16 protein-coding genes and 2 pseudogenes are annotated in these 17,755 nt (G+C 41.5%); 12 read left to right on the top strand and 6 right to left on the bottom strand.

The window, feature by feature from the left end:
- A partial coding sequence (locus AC58VC_RS33665; protein WP_497375594.1) for an IS110 family transposase occupies positions 1-223 on the bottom strand: 223 nt, incomplete at its 3' end.
- Between the two features lie 330 nt (positions 224-553).
- Here AC58VC_RS33665 and AC58VC_RS33660 point away from each other — a divergent pair.
- The 5 genes and pseudogenes from AC58VC_RS33660 (at position 554) to AC58VC_RS33640 (ending at position 7,185) form a co-directional block, all read left to right on the top strand.
- Entirely contained in the window at positions 554-1,153 is a 600-nt protein-coding gene (locus tag AC58VC_RS33660; protein WP_497375592.1) for an SMI1/KNR4 family protein, read from the top strand.
- A 515-nt stretch (positions 1,154-1,668) separates the two neighbouring features.
- Positions 1,669-1,872, top strand: a complete 204-nt coding sequence (locus AC58VC_RS33655; RefSeq protein WP_497375590.1) for a CD3324 family protein — start codon at positions 1,669-1,671, stop codon at positions 1,870-1,872.
- A 244-nt stretch (positions 1,873-2,116) separates the two neighbouring features.
- Positions 2,117-2,710, top strand: a complete 594-nt coding sequence (locus AC58VC_RS33650; RefSeq protein ID WP_497375588.1) for a hypothetical protein — start codon at positions 2,117-2,119, stop codon at positions 2,708-2,710.
- Between the two features lie 586 nt (positions 2,711-3,296).
- Positions 3,297-3,733: pseudogene (locus tag AC58VC_RS33645) on the top strand (DDE-type integrase/transposase/recombinase); the annotation flags it as partial.
- Between the two features lie 752 nt (positions 3,734-4,485).
- The gene (locus tag AC58VC_RS33640; RefSeq protein ID WP_497375586.1) at positions 4,486-7,185 is read left to right on the top strand and encodes an EAL domain-containing protein; all 2,700 of its coding nucleotides are present in this window, start codon (positions 4,486-4,488) and stop codon (positions 7,183-7,185) included.
- 112 nt (positions 7,186-7,297) lie between these two features.
- Here the strand turns inward: AC58VC_RS33640 and AC58VC_RS33635 are convergent, their stop codons facing one another.
- The 3 genes from AC58VC_RS33635 to hxlA all read right to left on the bottom strand — a co-directional run bounded on the left by AC58VC_RS33635 (position 7,298) and on the right by hxlA (position 9,282).
- Positions 7,298-8,014, bottom strand: coding sequence for a 3-ketoacyl-ACP reductase (locus AC58VC_RS33635; protein ID WP_497375584.1), 717 nt, complete (start codon positions 8,012-8,014; stop codon positions 7,298-7,300).
- A 69-nt stretch (positions 8,015-8,083) separates the two neighbouring features.
- Positions 8,084-8,641 carry a 6-phospho-3-hexuloisomerase gene (gene hxlB / locus AC58VC_RS33630; RefSeq protein WP_497375582.1) on the bottom strand — a complete coding sequence of 186 codons (558 nt, stop codon included), beginning with the start codon at positions 8,639-8,641 and terminating at the stop codon, positions 8,084-8,086.
- A gap of 14 nt (positions 8,642-8,655) precedes the next feature.
- Positions 8,656-9,282, bottom strand: coding sequence for a 3-hexulose-6-phosphate synthase (gene hxlA / locus AC58VC_RS33625; RefSeq protein ID WP_497375580.1), 627 nt, complete (start codon positions 9,280-9,282; stop codon positions 8,656-8,658).
- Between the two features lie 239 nt (positions 9,283-9,521).
- Here hxlA and hxlR point away from each other — a divergent pair, with 239 nt between their 5' ends.
- Together hxlR and AC58VC_RS33615 are read left to right on the top strand one after the other, a co-directional pair.
- Positions 9,522-9,911, top strand: a complete 390-nt coding sequence (hxlR, locus tag AC58VC_RS33620) for a transcriptional activator HxlR (RefSeq protein WP_497375578.1) — start codon at positions 9,522-9,524, stop codon at positions 9,909-9,911.
- Positions 9,912-10,478: 567 nt separating this feature from the next.
- On the top strand, positions 10,479-11,618 hold the full coding sequence (locus tag AC58VC_RS33615; protein ID WP_497375576.1) for a zinc-dependent alcohol dehydrogenase: 1,140 nt from the start codon (positions 10,479-10,481) through the stop codon (positions 11,616-11,618).
- A gap of 126 nt (positions 11,619-11,744) precedes the next feature.
- Here AC58VC_RS33615 and AC58VC_RS33610 read toward each other — a convergent pair whose 3' ends face one another.
- Complete coding sequence (locus AC58VC_RS33610; RefSeq protein ID WP_497375616.1) at positions 11,745-11,927, bottom strand: heme-binding protein; 183 nt, start codon at positions 11,925-11,927, stop codon at positions 11,745-11,747.
- Between the two features lie 299 nt (positions 11,928-12,226).
- Positions 12,227-13,142, bottom strand: a pseudogene (locus tag AC58VC_RS33605) (tyrosine-type recombinase/integrase).
- A gap of 163 nt (positions 13,143-13,305) precedes the next feature.
- On the opposite strand from AC58VC_RS33605, the gene AC58VC_RS33600 reads away from it, so the two are divergent.
- From AC58VC_RS33600 to AC58VC_RS33580, 5 genes are all read left to right on the top strand, one after another.
- Positions 13,306-13,509, top strand: coding sequence for a cold-shock protein (locus AC58VC_RS33600; RefSeq protein ID WP_119792120.1), 204 nt, complete (start codon positions 13,306-13,308; stop codon positions 13,507-13,509).
- Positions 13,510-13,689: 180 nt separating this feature from the next.
- Positions 13,690-13,788: an HU family DNA-binding protein gene (locus AC58VC_RS33595; RefSeq protein ID WP_497375574.1), complete on the top strand. Its 99-nt coding sequence runs from the start codon at positions 13,690-13,692 to the stop codon at positions 13,786-13,788.
- 445 nt (positions 13,789-14,233) lie between these two features.
- Positions 14,234-15,226 (top strand): Delta(5) desaturase DesA, encoded by a 993-nt coding sequence (gene desA / locus AC58VC_RS33590; protein ID WP_497375572.1) that lies wholly within the window; start codon positions 14,234-14,236, stop codon positions 15,224-15,226.
- Between the two features lie 832 nt (positions 15,227-16,058).
- Positions 16,059-16,913 carry a carbohydrate ABC transporter permease gene (locus AC58VC_RS33585; RefSeq protein WP_497375614.1) on the top strand — a complete coding sequence of 285 codons (855 nt, stop codon included), beginning with the start codon at positions 16,059-16,061 and terminating at the stop codon, positions 16,911-16,913.
- Positions 16,910-17,734 (top strand): carbohydrate ABC transporter permease, encoded by an 825-nt coding sequence (locus AC58VC_RS33580; protein WP_497375570.1) that lies wholly within the window; start codon positions 16,910-16,912, stop codon positions 17,732-17,734. The genes AC58VC_RS33585 and AC58VC_RS33580 overlap by 4 nt, the downstream gene beginning before the upstream one ends.
- The last annotated feature ends 21 nt before the right edge of the window (positions 17,735-17,755 follow it).

Raw genomic sequence — 17,755 nt, 5'->3', positions numbered from 1 at the left:
AAAATTGAACGACGGGGCTTTGATAATGCCCAGTTGCTTCGAGAATAAGCGTTGGACGATGTCCAGAGACTTGTGCAACATCCTGAATAACATGAAGCAATTTCAAGAGTCCTTCTTGTGTATGCTCAAAATGAAACGTCCCTTTGAATGGTTTACCTCGATCTAAAAATGCCTGTCCATGGCTTTCCTCTTTAGAAATGTCTAGACCGATAACTGGATTCATCCAATCACTCCTTGATTTATATTGCCGGCAGCCCCTAAGATTCTTCTTGTCGCTCCATAGCATCGCATGTGATACGGGATCTTCGTCCCAACCAGCCTCAATCATGGTAATGACAAGTAGGGGTGAACATTATAGCGCTCGGGATCTGTTCCCACGGGCAGATACGTTCGACCCGACTACCTTAATCCTCCAAGCAAATGCAAAAAGGATCAACCAGTAAGTTCTGGTTGATCTCATAATACGACGGGCAGAATAACGTAGTTAAGTATAAGTAATTTGTGGTAAGATATTTCCAGTAAATGTGTCTCTATATGGGTGGAGTGAATAAAGATGCAGAGTAGTTTTGAAAAGGTAAAACAGAAATTATTAGAGGTAGGCATCACTAGTGAAAGTGGTATTCACTCTGATGATTTAATTATTTCATTTGAGCAGAAATATGGGTTTCACTTGCCTCAAGATTATAAAAAATTTCTTTTGACATATGGGAGAATAAACTATAACCATGAAATAAGCTATTCACAAATAACCAATATTCCAAAGCACGATGAACGAGGGAGAATGGGGTATTTTTATTACTTGCAAAATGACAATAACGATTTAATTAGTAATATTGAAAGTTATCTAGGGAGAATGCCTGAAAGCATGATACCTTTTGCGGATATAACAGGTGGGGATCAACTTTGCATTGGAGTTACTGAGGATGTATGGGGAAAAATTTACTTTTGGGATCATGACCAAGAACACTTCGACCCCACAGAAGAAGAATTGTGGAATAATGTTTACTTAGTAGCAAATTCATTTTCGGAGTTTATCTTAAGTTTTCAAATAGTAGTAGATGAAAATGTCCCCAGAGATCTTGGTATTGTTAGTGTAAAGACGACACCTGAGTTTCTAAAACTGGTTGAAAAGTTCAAAAGTAAAAAACAGTAATCACGCTATTGGAGCTTGACGAATTAAGATAAAAATTCAGCTAACGGAAGCTTTATTTAAATCACACATGACGGCAGCCAGCACACAATCCGCTACCGTTGTCCGTTGAAGTAACACTCAGGAATCCGTAAAGATGATCTCAAGTTAATATTTAATGAGGAAATAGGAATATGCGTTGACGACAAAGGATATTATGTAGTCTTATCGAATATTTGATAATAAAATCGTCTCTAATCCAAAAAAGGAGGGGTTGATGTTGCTGAAAAAGATTCATTTCGTTCAAATACTAACTGATGTGGTTTTGCTCCATGCAAAGTCTATACTATGAACAACGGCGGTTGTTTGTATGGAGCAAAAAATAAAGTGCCGTCGTAAAATTTAGGGATTCGATAACTGTTTACAGTATAGACTTTGCTACCTTAAAACTCTAAAAAATTTAAGGAGCAGAGCTACAATGAAATATTTAAACGCTGAAGACATCCTGCTGGAACAAATATTGAAGGAACTTCAAAAATATGTACATGGCGGGGTCATATATTCCAACACCTGAAGAATGGCGTAAGAAATGGGGCCAAAGTTCAGGGAGTAGAGAATACTTGAACACCCGTAATGAAGAGATCCGTCAAAGGTTTTCAAAAGGTGCGTCTATGGATGAGATTTCAGATATATTCCATCTTTCACGTCACAGTATTAAAAAAATCATTTATTCTAAAAAATAAGTTACTGAAAAGTCACATCGAATGGCCAAGATGTGGCTTTTTTTGTGAAGCGGGCATCCCAGTAATTATTTGTAACCAAAAAATAGTGGAGTGTGGCCTCGATCTTTTATTTTGGCCTACTATCATTTTCTATCAAATGTCTTATGGAGTGAGTACAGTTCCGCAGAGTTCTCGTCGAGCATGGCGCGTAGGGCAAGATAAGCTTTGCAAGATCTACTACCCTTGCTACCAAGGTTCACAGGCCATGAAACAGTTCATTCACATTATGAATGGACGGGGGCACGCCCTCCAAACGGAGGGTCGTATCGACAAGAGCGAACTTGCTCAGTACTCACGAGACACGCAATCTTCCCTCGCACGTGATTTGGCTTCCTGCTTCGCATCTGCGGATGTGGCACAGGCATGGCAAAAGCTTGCAGCGAAGGAACTAGAGGGCGTAGAAATGATTGCCGAGGACAATTTTAAGGAGATTCTGATGCAGCGTATGAAGGAACTTGCGGATGCCACTATCCGTCTTTGCGGACTGGATCCTGTAGCATGGCGCGCTGGTCGAGATAACTCACAGCACGAAGATGAACAGGTTCTTACTCCAGCTGCGGCATATCAGCGCACGGAAGAGGTTATGGATGTCGATGTGGAGATACTTGATCTCTTTGATATTTTCGGCACCAAATCTGCAGAGACAGTTATTACAGAAGTGGCAACGGAGAAGCAGAAGCAGGAGATCGAAACAATCCAGCTTCTAACCTTTGCGGAGCTCGCGTCTGCAACTGGAAAGAAGAAAGCCAAACGGCCGGCGAGGATTATGGAAAATCAATTGCTGCTCTCGTTTGGATAACCCTATGTACAAAGAAGAGGCTTGCACACCTGTGCAGCCTCTTTTCTATTCATTCTAAAAGAGGAGTTGTTTTATAATATGAATAACGTACTTCAACAAGCAAAGGTCAAGATCGATCGATATCTTCCTTATCCCAAGGAATTACCACCTTTGGATTCCTTTCAAGAAATACACGTAAATATCTCGGATAATATTACTTCTTTAATGAACGTACATCATTTTCGTTTAGCTTTCCAACGGCCAGATGTTCTACGGTTTTTGGCACTAACTTTTGGATACCGTTTTCGTGGTAAAGAAGTTAGATTTCGGTGTGTTCTTCTTAATTGCTCAATTTGATCATTAATCCAGAGCATTAACAGACCCATACTGGTTGATAAAGAAAAATATCCATTAATAAATATGTCCCGTAACTCAGAAAACTTCATAGTAATAGTAAAAAGAACAACACTCAGGGGAGTGTTCTTTCCCTTCTTCGCAGAGAATCTATTCATAAGAGGGACTCTTTCTTCTGATTCCTCACCAATAAAACTAAAATTCCAATATCTTCCCTCATGTGCCACTTGGTTTCTTACTGAAACAAGCAGTAGGTCAATGGAAGTATTTATATCGAGCAGTTGATTCTAGGGGTAAAACCATTAATCTGAAAATCGGGATATGCAAGCAGCCAAACGCTTTTTTACAAAGGCTTTGTCCTTTCCTCATATTCAAATCCCACGTGTAATCACTTTAAATAAAACTCCAGCTTATCCACCAGCAATACAAGAATTAATAAATGAGAAATTTCTACCAAAGGAAATCTTGATTAGACAGATAGAGTATCTAAACAACAGCGTGGAGCAAGATCATTGATTCATAAAGAAAATTACAAAACCGATGCTTGGTTTTAAAACGTTTCTAACTGCAGAACGGACGTTGAAGGGAATCGATGCTATGCATATGATTAGGAAAAGGCAGGCTGTTGATAATTCGTCTGCCCTCTCAGCTGTTGAATGGCTCAATAAAATATTTGGTCTAGCGGCATAGTTAACGTACAATTTGTCGGGTAGTTGCTATCTTTTCTAATTTTTGCACCACAACCGGCGTTAACGTAGAGTGATAGTTAATGTTCAGTGACATTAAAGTTAGTGCCTAGACATTATAGTAGGTATTTTTATAAAATAGTTGGTTCCTGAATAATGTTAAGAAAGTCCCGATAATTACAAATTCCAGATTATTAGGACTTTTCTAATAAACAAAGACAAAAATGGAGAGATGCATTTTGGGCTCTATTGCCGAAAAGGTGAAATACATAATGACAAGCCGTTAAACAAAATTGATATAAAAACGTAAAGGACTTTTTGAGCAGATGACGAAATATTTAGATTGTTGGTAATAAACAAAAAGGAAAACTATAAAATTAGGAAAAGACTGAATGAACGGCAAATTTCCCCCATATCCCCTATTTGAAAGGAATGCCATCGATGTCTCCCCAACTATGAATATGCTGTCAAATCTATAATCGTAGTTAACCTATATGCTATTGTTGTCGCGAGGAATAGTACGGTGATCCCGTGCCCAAAGCGCTTCATTTGTCCGAAAGCTCATTCGAAACCCTAATTAACTTGGAATCCTTGCAAAGTCAATTTTCATGCACAAAGAATGTATTGCAGAAGATTGTCGAACCACGGCATAATGTGGTAAAGTTTATCAATTGAAATGGCAAACCCAATAAATTCATCCACGATAACACAGGTACTTTGTCGTCTCATCAACTACACGAGTAGGGGGAGGTAACAATGGGGGTTGAAAAATTAGAGAAAGATTTAAGAGAAGCATTAGAACGTCAAGAGTTCCAACTGTACTACCAGCCAAAATTGGATTTGGCTTCGGGAAAAATAACAGGCGTTGAAGCATTGGTCAGATGGGAGCATCCAGAACAAGGTCTGCTTACTCCAACACAGTTTATTCCCCTCGCAGAAGAGACTAATCTGATTTCCCCCATCGGGGAATGGGTGTTGCGAACCGCTTGTACTCAGAGCAAGGCATGGCAGGATGCAGGTGCCCCAACACTTATAATGGCAGTCAACCTCTCTGTACGTCAACTTTATCAACCTGATTTTGTGGAAATTGTAGAAAGCATTTTGTATGAAACAGGGCTTGTTCCATCGTATCTGGAGCTTGAAATTACGGAATACATGACGATGGAAATTTCCTATATACTTCCAATTCTGAGACGCTTAAAAAATATCGGTATAAAAATCAGTTTGGACGACTTCGGGAAAGGGTATAGTTCCCTGTTTAATTTCAAAGAATTGCCGATTGACATTTTAAAAATTGATCAATGTTTTGTGAATAACTGCCTGGTGGACATGAAGGATGCAACAATTGTCAAGGCAATTATTGCTCTGGGGCATGAATTAAATGTTGAGGTCGTTGCTGAAGGGATCGAATCGAAAGAGCAATTGATATTTCTCCAACAAAACCTCTGCGATTTAGGGCAAGGTTATTTGTTTAGCAAACCTTTGCCGCCATCGGAATTTCTGGAGGCATTCCATCAAATAGAGAAGATTATTAGCAGAGATGGAATACCTTCAACATTAGGCAGAGAAAAATGGTTACAAGAAGCTTTGCACAAAACAAAGCAGGAATTAGCAGTTACGTTGAGATACCAGCAAGGAATGACTTTTAAGTTTACACGGTATGCTGGAAAATTTATTCATACTTTGTGTGATGGTGAATTGTTATATCGCATGGGTCTAACACCCGAACAAGTCGTAGGAAAGGAGCCTCACGAATTCCTCCCGCTCAATGATGCTGAGCGGAAGTCTCAATATTACGAAAGAGCTTGGGGTGGCGAGGAGAACGTCACTTACGAAGGTCATTACAATGGAATTTGGTATTTGGCTTCCTTACGCCCCATCTATAGAGGGGGACAAGTAGCAGAGGTAATCGGCTCTGCTGTCGATATAAGTGATCGTATTAAAAAAGAAAGGGAAGCGTCCCTTCTCACACAATACCTCGTGGAGCAAGAGTCAAAATACCGATTGATTACGGAGAATTCACAAGACCTGATTGCCATTTTGGATATAAATGGCGTATTACAGTACGCTTCGCCATCCTACATTCGGGTATTCGGGGGGGAAGCTTCCCAATTTGAAGGAAACTACGCTTTCTCTTTGGTACACCCCGATGATCTTGCACTCATCAGAGAATCTCGGGATGAAATGATATCCACCAAGATTTCGGTACGTATTGAGTGGCGATTCGTTAAAGTGGACGAGACTTGCATTTGGCTAGAAGGCATAGGGACTCCCATTCTAACGTCCGATGGTAAGATTGATAGCATCTTGGTAACTGGTCGGGAGATTACAGAACGCAAGATACAGGAACGGAAACTCCGTGAGAGCGAACAACGGTATCGTGATATCTCTGAACGTTTCGCTGAGAGAGAAGAAAAATATCGTTTTATTGCCGAAAATACCCAGGATTTAGTCGGTGTCGTGGATATGGAAGGTATTGTTCTATACGCCTCGCCGTCCCATGAATTGGTCTTAGGGTTTCCGTCCAACGAATTTAAAGGAAATTCTGCTTTTTATTTCGTTCATCCTGACGATCTTGCGTACGTTAAGAAGCAATTCGATGATATGGTTACATTAGAATCAACGTTTGATTTTGAGTGGAGGTGTAAAAAAGCAGATGGCAGTTGGGTATATATCGAGACCAAGGGCACTCCAATATTTGATGAAAATCGCAAAGTAGTGCAATGCGTGTACGGGTCTCGTGATATTTCGGAACGAAAGAAGGCAGAAGAACTCCTTCTACGAACTGAAAAGCTTTCGATAGTAGGTCAAATGGCGGCAGGGGTTGCACATGAGTTTAGAAATCCTTTAACCACTATCAAGGGATTCGCCCAACTGTTACAACAAGGTAACGAAAAACCCGAGCATATTGAATTGATTCTATCTGAGGTTGGGAAATTGGAAGATGTAGTATGGAGATTTTTAACACTTGCCAAACCCAAAACTCCGAAAATGCAGGAAGTTGATACAGCGTTTATTTTACAACAGGTGGTGTTGTTATTCAGTACACAATCCATATTGAACAACATTGAAATTATTGAAGAACACGACTCGGAAGTACCGCGTATTTACTGCGATGAGAATCAAATCAAGCAAGTGTTTATTAACATTCTCCAGAATGCGGTTGATGCTATGCCAAACGGTGGAATCATCAAAACACAGATTCTATGCCACGATTCAGAGTTTATCAAATTTCGATTTATAGACCAAGGAAGTGGCATTTCGGCGGAACGAATTAAATCAATTGGAGAACCCTTTTATAGTTTCAAAGAAAAGGGAACGGGATTAGGCCTAATGGTCAGCAACAAGATTGTCCACGAACACGGAGGGAGTATTCACTTCGAAAGCACGGTCAACGAAGGAACCATTGTTGATGTGATTTTACCCATCCACTTGTCATTCCTCAAAAGGGATTAGTATTTGAAACTATGTTAATTTGTGATTTAGAGAGTAATGTCCATGTATAATAGAAGGTAAATAAGGTCATTTACAAAAAGAAAGCAGATCCAATGGATCTGCTTATGTTTCTTTATGGATTTGTTGACCATAGTCCCGCAGTTTTTACGAATACTCTTGGATTAAGTTTTAATCCAGCTACGATTAATTCAGCCAGGTCTTCTGGGTGCATAACATTTTCTTCATTGCCACTAACAAGGTTTGTATCAATTGCTAAATCTGTTACGACCGTACTAGGTGTTAAAGCTGTTACACGGATATTATGCTTTCTTACTTCCAGCATGAGTGATTCTGTTAGTCCTATAACAGCAAATTTAGAAGCGCTATATGCACTTGTTACAGGAGCACCTTTTTGGCCAGCAGATGAAGAAATATTGATGATATCACCTGATTTTCTTTCAATCATGCCAGGTAGTAAAACTCTTGTTACATTATATACACCCATTAAGTTTACTTGGATGATTTTCTCCCATTCTTCAGGAGTTAAATCAAGAAAACCACCAAATTTAGCAATACCTGCATTGTTGATTAAGATATCAATCGGTCCTAAGTCCGATTTGATATGTTCAAGAGCATGAGTAACTGATTCGAGATCAGTAACATCTGCTGTTGCAGCTGATACTATTACGTTATATTGTTTTAGTTCAGCAGATACCTTTTCAAGATTGGTCATGTTCAATCCAATCATTCCGATATTAACACCTTCTTTTGCTAAGGCGATAGCAGTAGCTCGACCAATACCTCTTCCTGCCCCAGTAATTAGAGCAGTTTTTCCATTTAAAGAACTCATTTTTCCACTCCTAATAAAAGACCGCAATCTTTAATTTGAATAGTTTGCGGTCTTTCCATTTAGATTTCTTTATTCTAAATTAGCATGTCTACCATACATCTTATCGGTATCCAATCCCTTTTTCTCCATGTACCTCAGAATGACTGCGTCGTAGAATACTAAAAGAGTTTGCTCAAATAATGAGCCCATTGGCTGAATGGTTGTATAATCACCTTTGGACTGATTTTTTGGAGATCCAGGTAATTTAATGGTGATATCAGCTAATTTTCCAATAGTAGACTCAGGGAAAATAGTTACAGCTGCTATCGTCCCACCTATACTTTTTGCTTTTTCAGCTATGGAAACTAAGCTTTTTGTTTCTCCAGAACCAGATCCGATGATCAATATGTCATCTTTTTCGTAGTTAGAGGTTACCGTTTCACCTATAACATAGGCATCTATCCCCATGTGCATCATTCGCATTGCGAATGATTTAGCCATAAATCCAGATCTACCTGCGCCGGCAACAAAGACTTTCTTTGATTCAAGTATCCCATTTACTAATTGTTCAGCTTCATCATCCGAAATTAAGTTTACGGAACCGTATAACTCTTTTATAATTTCAGCTAAATATTGAGTCGTATTCATGCTGTTCAGTACCCTTAGTTGATCATTTGTTGCATTTTAGCAGCAACAGCTTTTTTATCAGCTTGCCCAGTAATACCGCCACCTACTATGACAAGGTCTGGTTGTACTTTAACGACTTCAGGAAGTGTTTCTAATTTAATACCGCCTGCGATGGCCGTTTTTGCATTTTTTACAACACTTTTGATGGTTTGAAGATCCTCAAAAGAGTTTTTGCCAATTGCTTGAAGATCGTAGCCAGTGTGCACACAAATATAATCTACGCCCATTGCATCTACTTCTTTAGCACGGTCAGCAAGGTCTTTAACTGCAATCATATCAACAAGGATTTTTTTACCTTGTTTTTTAGCTTCTTCTACAGCACCTTTAATAGACATATCTTCAGCAGTTCCAAGAATAGTGATGATATCTGCACCTGCTTCAGCCGCTTTCATCACTTCATAACCAGCAGCATCCATGATCTTAAGGTCTGCTAATACTTTTAAATTAGGGAATGCTTCTTTTATAGCCTTTACTGCATGGAGACCTTCATTGATCACAACCGGCGTACCGATTTCTACGATATCAATGTGCTCCTCCACTTCTTTTACCAACGCAATAGCTTCTGGAATATTTACTAAATCTAAAGCTAATTGTAATTCCATCTATATTCACTCCTATAATTTTTATTGATAGTCGTACAGTAATAATATCTCGAAAGAGTAAAAGTACTTTTACTGTAATATTTTCTTAATGGATATTATCTGTAGCAGCAGTAGGGATTGATGTCGCTGAACAATTGCAAGTATATAATGTATAGTATTATTTTAAAAGTACGCACTTTTTTTTTACATAGTGCTAAAAAGTATACTATGGATTATGATAGCCTTGGAGGTGAACTGAAATGTCACGATTGCAGGATAAGGTGTTTAATTGTGAAAAGGAATTAACCCTTTCAGTTATCGGAGGTAAATGGAAAATGCTTATTTTGTGGCATCTCGGCAAAGAAGGAACAAAGCGTTTTGGTGAATTGAAGGTACTAATGCCAGAGATCACTCAAAGAATGCTTGTTAACCAATTGCGTGAATTGGAAGAAGACTTGATTGTTAAACGAGAAGTCTACCCAGTGGTTCCGCCGAAAGTGGAATATTCCCTCACTGAACAAGGAAGAACTTTGATGCCAATTCTTGATGCAATGTATAATTGGGGTAAAGATTATATGGAGACGATCGGGTTTAATCATATAGAACAACAGCAGTCGATTAAGGAAAACTCTCTATTATATAGACCATAACACTAGCTTTGCATTAATTTCCTTTGAATCTTCATAATCTTTATTGAATCCATACAAAAAAAATCCTTTCCAATGGAATGGCAGGTAGTTCTTGTCTAAAATCCAACAAAAAGGATCAGTTCATGGACATGGATATCCTATTTACTTCACTTGGTCAATGATTTAGATAAGGCTGAAAAACATACTTGTGAAGCAGGCTTTATATCTTTTTCAGCGCGTGCCATAGGGGCATATTGTTTATCACGACTGGAACTTTTATGCTGAATGAACCGTAATAGACATCCGCGTAGCCCTTGCCAGAAAGATGTTTCGTCCATTCTATTTTTCGATCCTACCGGTATTCATGACTTCAAATTCGCTGCTCTTCAGCTTGTCAAGGTTAGGGGGATTGGAACTACCTTCAGAATTTACTTTCACGTGAATCGTTCCGTCTTCCGTCTCCTTTCTTGTTCTTAGGCGCTCCGCGGCTGTCGAAAATACAGTACATCGAATGTATGATCCTCACTCTCCAATTCCATAATAGAATTATGCATGCAAATTCAAGGCATGTCATAACTGGAGGCGATTATGAAGGCTGTAACTTTCCATGGCATGAAGAACATGCAAGTGACGCAGGTCGCGGATCCGACGATTGAGAAAAAAGATGGGATTATCGTCAGGATCACCTCGACCGCCATTTGCGGTTCCGATCTCCATATATACCAGGGGGCGATTCAAGCCCAAACCGGATACGTGGTCGGACATGAACCGATGGGCATCGTCGAAGAAGTGGGCCCTGAGGTGACAAAGGTCAAAAAAGGGGACCGGGTCGTGCTCCCGTTCAATATCTCGTGTGGCAGCTGTCATTACTGCCAGCATGAAATGGAGAGCCAGTGCGACAACTCCAACCCCAATCCCCAAGTGGATACGGGAGCTTACTTTGGGTTTACCGAACGTTACGGGAATTATTGGGGCGGACAAGCCGAAATGCTTTACGTGCCGTACGGTAATTTCATGCCTTTCGTTATTCCGGAGTCATGCGAATTGGAGGATGAGAAGCTCCTGTTCCTGTCCGACGTGCTGCCGACGGCCTATTGGAGCGTGGACAACGGAGGTGTGAAGCAGGGAGATACGGTGGTAGTGCTCGGCTGCGGCCCCGTTGGCTTGATGGCGCAAAAATTCGCCTGGATGAAAGGCGCAAAAAGGGTCATCGCGATCGACAATCTCCCATACCGGCTGAACCATGCCAAAAAGATGAATAACGTCGAAATCTTTAACTTTGAAGATTTCAAAGACATGGGGCTGCATATAAAAGAAATAACAAGCGGGGGTGCGGATGTCGTCATCGATTGCGTCGGAATGGACGGCAAGAAGACGCTATTGGAGGAAGAAGAGCAGAAAGCCAAGCTGGTTGGCGGAACGCTCAGTCCGATCAACATCGCGATGAATGCGGTGCGGAAATTCGGCACGATTCAGATTACGGGGGTATACGGTTCAAAATACAACCAGTTCATGTTCGGAAACATTTGGGAACGAAACGTGAAGCTGACCATGGGACAGGCACCCGTGATTCATTATATGCCGATGCTGTATCAAAAAATTATGGCTGGCGAGTTCGATCCGACGGAGATCATTACGCATAAAGTGCCGCTCGATCAGGCGCATAACGCGTACAACACCTTTTACAACCATGCGGACGAATGCATTAAATTCGTCCTGAAGCCATAAATGATGACATGAGAAGAGGGGCTGTGCCATGGGGTATTGTACCCTGTGGGACAGCCCCATGTGTTAAGCCGATTTTTCGTTAATATTGGCTGGACCCAGTTTCGTTATGGGCATAAAACCGCCAGATTACAGCAAGCTCCCGGAAGACCCAATCCGCGCCTTCAAATAGGTTTCGAATGCCCGCACCGCCGCTCTTGCAATTGCGATCGTCCTGCCGCTTGTGCCGACCGCCCCAACGATTCTCCCTTCGAATGACAACGGAATCCCCCCTCCGAACACGATCACGTGTCCGTGGTTGGTCGTATTGATCCCGTACAGTTCCCCGCTCGGGACGCGTTATCATAAGCGATCGAGAGTTTTGGGTGCGAATAGCATACGGCTTCAGAACCGAATCATTCGAAGGCTGAATATCCGTTACCCCGAATTTACTTCAGTTTTTTCGGATTGGACCTGCAAGCAATCTATGGGGACGCTTTATGAATTCCCTGCTCCAGCAGACTTACCTGGGGTGACTACAGCAGAAGTCATAGCAAGCTGGAGAAAGCACACATGAAATGAGCAGGCGGAACCACAGGGCTAGAGAAGGCTACTCAGCTTATTGCTTCCCCTTATTGCCAAGCTATTTTCTACTTCAGATTGCAAATCTGCACGAGTCGCCTTGACGTAAATCATCGTTGTATCTAGACTATCGTGTCCCATAATTTGTGCCAATCGGTGCAACGGCGTATTTTCTGCCATCACGTACCCGAACCGGTGCCGTAGATCGTGGGCGCTGAATCCTTCGAGCCGCGCTGCTTTCCTATATTTTTGAATCAAATGGCGTAAAGCACGTTCTGTTAATCGATCGCCAGTTTTCTCCGATGGAAATAGATAAGCACTGTCCGGAGGGAGTTCTGCCAGATATTTTTCTAAAGCAGCTCTGCAAATAGCATTCAAGGGCACTTCCCGCTGTTTATTCCGTTTTCCGGATCGGACCGTGAGCTGGCCGCTGCGTTTTCCGATTTGAATATCTCCGGGAGCTAGGTCGCACACTTCCATTGTTCGTAATCCGGTGTGAAACATCACGATAAGAAGCGTCTGATCCCGAAGGGAACCACCGTGCTCAGTCGCAGCGATCAATGCAGCTTCTTCTTTGTCTGACATCTGCCTGGGGCTTACCTTTTCTTCAGGAACCAATTTAACCGGCTTGGAAGGGTCGCGACGAAGCCTTGATTCCGACACGGCCCAACCGAAAAACCGTTTCAGTGTTATAAGTCGCCGGTTAATGGTCGCCGGTTTCAATTCCATTACTTTTTGAGCGGCTTCCCTGTATCGTGTTAATGTTGGAGTAGCCACTTCTTCAATTCGAAATATTACTTCTTCCTCTTGGTGGTCGGATGTCTCAAACCAACCGATGAAGTGTTTCAGATCGCTTGCGTATTCCTTTAACGTTTTGGGATTCAAATCTTCGTGGGTGGTGAGAGCGTGAATGAAGTCGTGAATCGTCTGCTCCCCCTGTTTAGAAATCCCGGTCGTTTCACTCATTAGTGAGACCTCCTAATATTGACTTACATTAGCGGACATGGTATCCTTATCTTAACTAAAACAATAGCGGACATCAAGTATGCGTTCTGATAACATATAATGACCGCTAATCTAAATTAGCGGCCATTGAAATGGTCATGGGTAATCAATTTGGAGGAATTCTATGCAAACAGGTACAGTTAAATGGTTTAATGCTGAAAAGGGCTTTGGCTTTATCGAAATCGAAGACGGAAACGACGTATTCGTTCATTTCAGCGCGATTGATGGTGATGGTTACAAATCGTTAGATGAAGGTCAACGCGTCCAGTTCAATGTTGCCCAAGGCAATCGCGGACCGCAGGCTGAGAACGTTTCTAAAGTATATTAAAATCTTTCAAGCTGTCCTAAACGTGGGACAGCTTTTTGTTTATTCTTGCTTGCGTACGAGGGCTGTCATTTTCATAATTAATAATCATAGAAGTGAGGTATCGCAAATGAACAAAGAACAATTAGTAGAAGAAGTAGCTAAATCTAGTGGATTTTTGATATCCGTAATCGAGAAGCACGCATGGGAAAAAGCCGCAAAACCGGTGAAGAGGTGCAACTTCCGGCAGGTAAAGTGCCTATATTCACGGCAGGAATTACTCTGAAAGAAGCTTTAAATTAAGCTTAAAGTCATCAAATGCTAATATAAAATAAAGATGTTACTACATCAGAAAAGCGGTTTTCTATCAACATAAGTACACATGATTTGAACGTTAGTGTCGTATTTTCTACTATTGATGACATTATTAATTATTATTCCAAACAGGGTTTGCAGACAAAAGCAGCCAATCTGACCAATTTACAGAATGACAAAAGTAAGGAAAGGGATGATATATCATAGTTAGAGAAATGTTTCTTTACAACCGACCTGTAAGAACAATTAAGAAGAGTTCGTGGTTGATAATGATTTCCTGTGTTTTTTCTTCGGTTTTCTTCACTGTTTGGGGGGGATGCCTTTTGTTTGGTTGCCTCCTTTACATGGCCTTTTCGAATCCAAAGGTCAGAAACCTCTTGGTAAGTTCCGGAAATTCATTGCTGCGAATGGTTTCCAAGAAAAGGGGATTACTATGAAATCACTTCAAGAATACACCCGGTGGAAGAAGGACATGGCTCTTCACGGTAAATCGGATTTGAGGAAGAGCGTCTGGCAGTTGGTCAATAGCATCGTTCCTTTCCTCTTGCTGTGGGGTCTTGCTTATGAAACTCTGTCTATCTCAATATGGATCACACTGGCGCTTGCAATTCCAGCAGCCGGATTCATGATCCGAATCTTCATTATTTTCCATGATTGCTGCCATCTGTCGTTCTTCGCTGCGAGGAAGGCGAATACGATCATCGGAACGATAACGGGAATCCTTACTTTCTTCCCATATGAGCAATGGAAAAATGAGCACTCCATTCATCATGCGACTAGCGGCAATTTGGGTCGTAGAGGCACAGGCGACATTTGGACGCTGACTACGAAGGAATACGCGGCACTCTCTCCATGGGAGCGTCTAGGATATCGCTTATACCGCAACCCATTTGTCATGTTCGGGCTCGGACCGGTATTTATATTCTTGTTTGTATACCGGTTTAACCGGAAGAGTACCAGACGCAAAGAGCGCATGAACACTTACCTAACGAACGCAGCGTTAGCAGGCTTGATGGGACTGCTCTGTTGGTTGCTGGGCTGGAAGGAGGTCCTACTGGTGGAGGGGACGATCCTCTACTTGTCTGGCGTTGCAGGCATATGGCTCTTCTACGTGCAGCATCAATTTGAGGATACCTATTATGAGCGTACAGATGAGTGGAATTTCGTCAGCGCGGCTATGAACGGCAGCTCCTATTATAAGCTACCCAAAATCCTGCAATGGATGACGGGGAATATCGGCTTCCACCATATTCATCATCTGGATCCTCAGGTGTCGAACTATAACTTGCAGCAAATACACGAGAGCAACGCCGCCATGCATGACGTTCCTGCCATCGGAATTCGTTTGAGCCTGCAGGCGCTTCGATACCGACTGTGGGACGAGAGCAGCAAACGGTTTGTGGGGTTCCGGGGTCTGAAAGGATAAACATAAGGTAGATCGTAGTTTCTTACGATCTGCCTTATTTCATTGCCTGTTTCTGAAAATGCTAATTCGAAGCGAAAATGTGGAAGTTCACATCTCTATAAGCAAAATTAATGGTGCCATAATGCGCGTAGCGTTGAAGAGTCATGCCGAGAATCTCCTGGAGCTCTTCGACCGTGAAATATAGAAAAGGCTTAATGACTGGTTGGCCGTGATGTCACTCGGTCCAGCTTAGAGTATGAAAAAACGCCAAACCGACCTGTGCGCCGGGAGATGACGATCTGGATTATAATGCCCTGTTAAAGGAAGTTACCTTCCAGGGCGTTTATCTAATTGAATACGAACAAACGAACGACGTTGTAGAAGGTATCGGCAGAAGTTTGACATATTTACGTTCCGTATGTCCGAATTTGCGAATGGAATGAGAAATAGCGACGGTCGATATCGGCATTCTGATAATAATTGATCCATCAAGATCTTTGAAAATTACACGAATTGTAACGATAGGGAAATTATGGTTGACAGTAACCTTTAATAACGTGTATTATGAGTATAAGTTAATAATTGTGATGGAGACAAGGAGATTCACGTAGATTGCATGCCAATGGGCATGGCAATTTATGTGTTTTTTTTTCGCATCTTTCACCCGTTTCCTCCGAATGGGCGAGACGGAAAATAAAGATATATCAAAGCGTTATAGGGATACGAGTGACCTTAGCGTGAAAATGTAATTTTTTGAAAGAGAGGGGTATGCAGCTTGTTAGTTAATGAAAGCGCTTTAAAAAGTGAGGCAACTGAGAGTGCACCAGCAAGGAAAAAGAAGTGGGAGGAGAACATCTTAGCTTATTTATTTCTTGCACCTTCCTTAGTTTTGTTTACAATATTTCTTTTTTATCCAATGGTTAAATCTGTTTACCTGAGTATGACACTCACGGATCCTCGCGGTAGGGTTGTTGAATTTGTCGGGCTTGATAATTTCATCGATTTACTTGCATCAGGACAGTTTTATTCCAATTTAAAAGTGACATTGTTGTTTATCTTGTTTACGGTACCAACATCAATCGTATGGTCCCTGTTTCTGGCAGCGATCACTCACAACAAACTGCGGGGCATGAAAGTATTCCAGTTCATATTTTCTCTGCCAATTGTCATTTCAGTAGGTACAGGGTCGATTATCTGGTTCTTACTGTTCCATCCAACCGCAGGCATGCTGAATTACTTTCTAAGCATTGCACACATCAATCCGGTTCCTTGGTTAACAAGCCCTTCGTGGGCACTGTTTTCTATATCGCTACTGACAATATGGATGAATATGGGGTTTCTGTTCATTGTGCTGTCAAGCGGTCTTCAAGGAGTTCCGGAAGAAATTTATGAAAGCGCTAAAATAGACGGTTCAAACCCGATGCGGACATTTATACAAATCGTTCTGCCGCTTCTGTCACCAACGATTTTTTTCGCTCTTATTGTGTCCGTGATCGGCGCTTTCCAGGCCTTTGGACAAATTCATATTTTGACAAAGGGTGGTCCTATGAATTCGACCAATGTGATGGTGTATTCCATTTATCAGGACGCTTTTGTTAATTTTCGTTTCGGTATCGGCAGCGCGCAGGCTTTGGTTCTCTTCGTGATTATCATGATCTTGACTGTGGTGCAGTTTAAAGTTTTAGAAAAGAAGGTGCATTATCAATGATTGCGAAAAGGATCACACCCACCCTGAATTACATGTTGCTAGTTGTGCTGGCCCTTGTCGTTCTGTATCCACTGTTATTTACGGTATCCTCATCGTTTATGACAGAGAAGGAAGTTTCTAACTTTCCACCGCCATTATTTCCTTCTCAGTTATATCTTGAAAACTTTAAGAACGCTATTTCGGGCTTTCCAATCGTGCGCTTTATCCTGAACAGCTTTATTGTATCTTCGGGGATTACGGTAAGTCAGGTTATCACGTCTAGTTTGGCTGCCTACGCTTTTTCATTTCTGAATTTCAAAGGAAAGAAAGTATTGTTCGCCATATTTCTGTCGACCATGATGATTCCATGGGAAGTTACCATTATTCCTAACTATCTGACCATCAAAAATTGGGGATGGATGGACAGCTACCAGGGGCTGATCGTTCCGTTTATGGCTGGGGCCTTTGGGGTATTCCTGCTTCGCCAGTTTTTCCTTCAGCTTCCTAATGAGCTGTTTGATGCAGCAAAAATTGACGGATGCGGGCATCTCCGAAATTTCTTCTCTATCGTACTTCCGCTATCTCGTCCTGCACTTTCTACTTTAGCGGTTTATGTTTTCCTTACACACTGGAATCATTATTTATGGCCTCTGTTAATTACAAATAGGGCGTCAATGCGAACTGTACAAATTGGGGTTTCTATGCTGCAGCATGCAGAAGTCATGTCGTGGAATTTGATTTTGGCGGGAGTTACGATCGTTCTGCTACCTTCTTTCCTTTTATTGGCATTAGGTGTGAAACAATTAGTACGTGGAATTACCGCAGGTGCTGTAAAAGGTTAAGCGAGCAATGATCCACCTGTT

Source organism: Paenibacillus sp. J22R67 (assembly GCF_059692175.1).
Note: the sequence above shows the minus strand (reverse complement) of the source record. Positions and strands in the feature narration are given on the sequence as shown.

Coding starts and splice junctions, on each gene's coding strand:
- hxlB (WP_497375582.1), bottom strand. CDS start 8,641: ATGAATACGACTCAATATTTAGCTGAAATTATAAAAGAGTTATACGGT.
- AC58VC_RS33660 (WP_497375592.1), top strand. CDS start 554: ATGCAGAGTAGTTTTGAAAAGGTAAAACAGAAATTATTAGAGGTAGGC.
- AC58VC_RS33640 (WP_497375586.1), top strand. CDS start 4,486: ATGGGGGTTGAAAAATTAGAGAAAGATTTAAGAGAAGCATTAGAACGT.
- AC58VC_RS33595 (WP_497375574.1), top strand. CDS start 13,690: ATGGGAAAAAGCCGCAAAACCGGTGAAGAGGTGCAACTTCCGGCAGGT.
- AC58VC_RS33600 (WP_119792120.1), top strand. CDS start 13,306: ATGCAAACAGGTACAGTTAAATGGTTTAATGCTGAAAAGGGCTTTGGC.
- hxlA (WP_497375580.1), bottom strand. CDS start 9,282: ATGGAATTACAATTAGCTTTAGATTTAGTAAATATTCCAGAAGCTATT.
- AC58VC_RS33580 (WP_497375570.1), top strand. CDS start 16,910: ATGATTGCGAAAAGGATCACACCCACCCTGAATTACATGTTGCTAGTT.
- AC58VC_RS33635 (WP_497375584.1), bottom strand. CDS start 8,014: ATGAGTTCTTTAAATGGAAAAACTGCTCTAATTACTGGGGCAGGAAGA.
- AC58VC_RS33655 (WP_497375590.1), top strand. CDS start 1,669: ATGTACATGGCGGGGTCATATATTCCAACACCTGAAGAATGGCGTAAG.
- AC58VC_RS33650 (WP_497375588.1), top strand. CDS start 2,117: ATGAAACAGTTCATTCACATTATGAATGGACGGGGGCACGCCCTCCAA.
- desA (WP_497375572.1), top strand. CDS start 14,234: ATGAAATCACTTCAAGAATACACCCGGTGGAAGAAGGACATGGCTCTT.
- AC58VC_RS33615 (WP_497375576.1), top strand. CDS start 10,479: ATGAAGGCTGTAACTTTCCATGGCATGAAGAACATGCAAGTGACGCAG.
- hxlR (WP_497375578.1), top strand. CDS start 9,522: ATGTCACGATTGCAGGATAAGGTGTTTAATTGTGAAAAGGAATTAACC.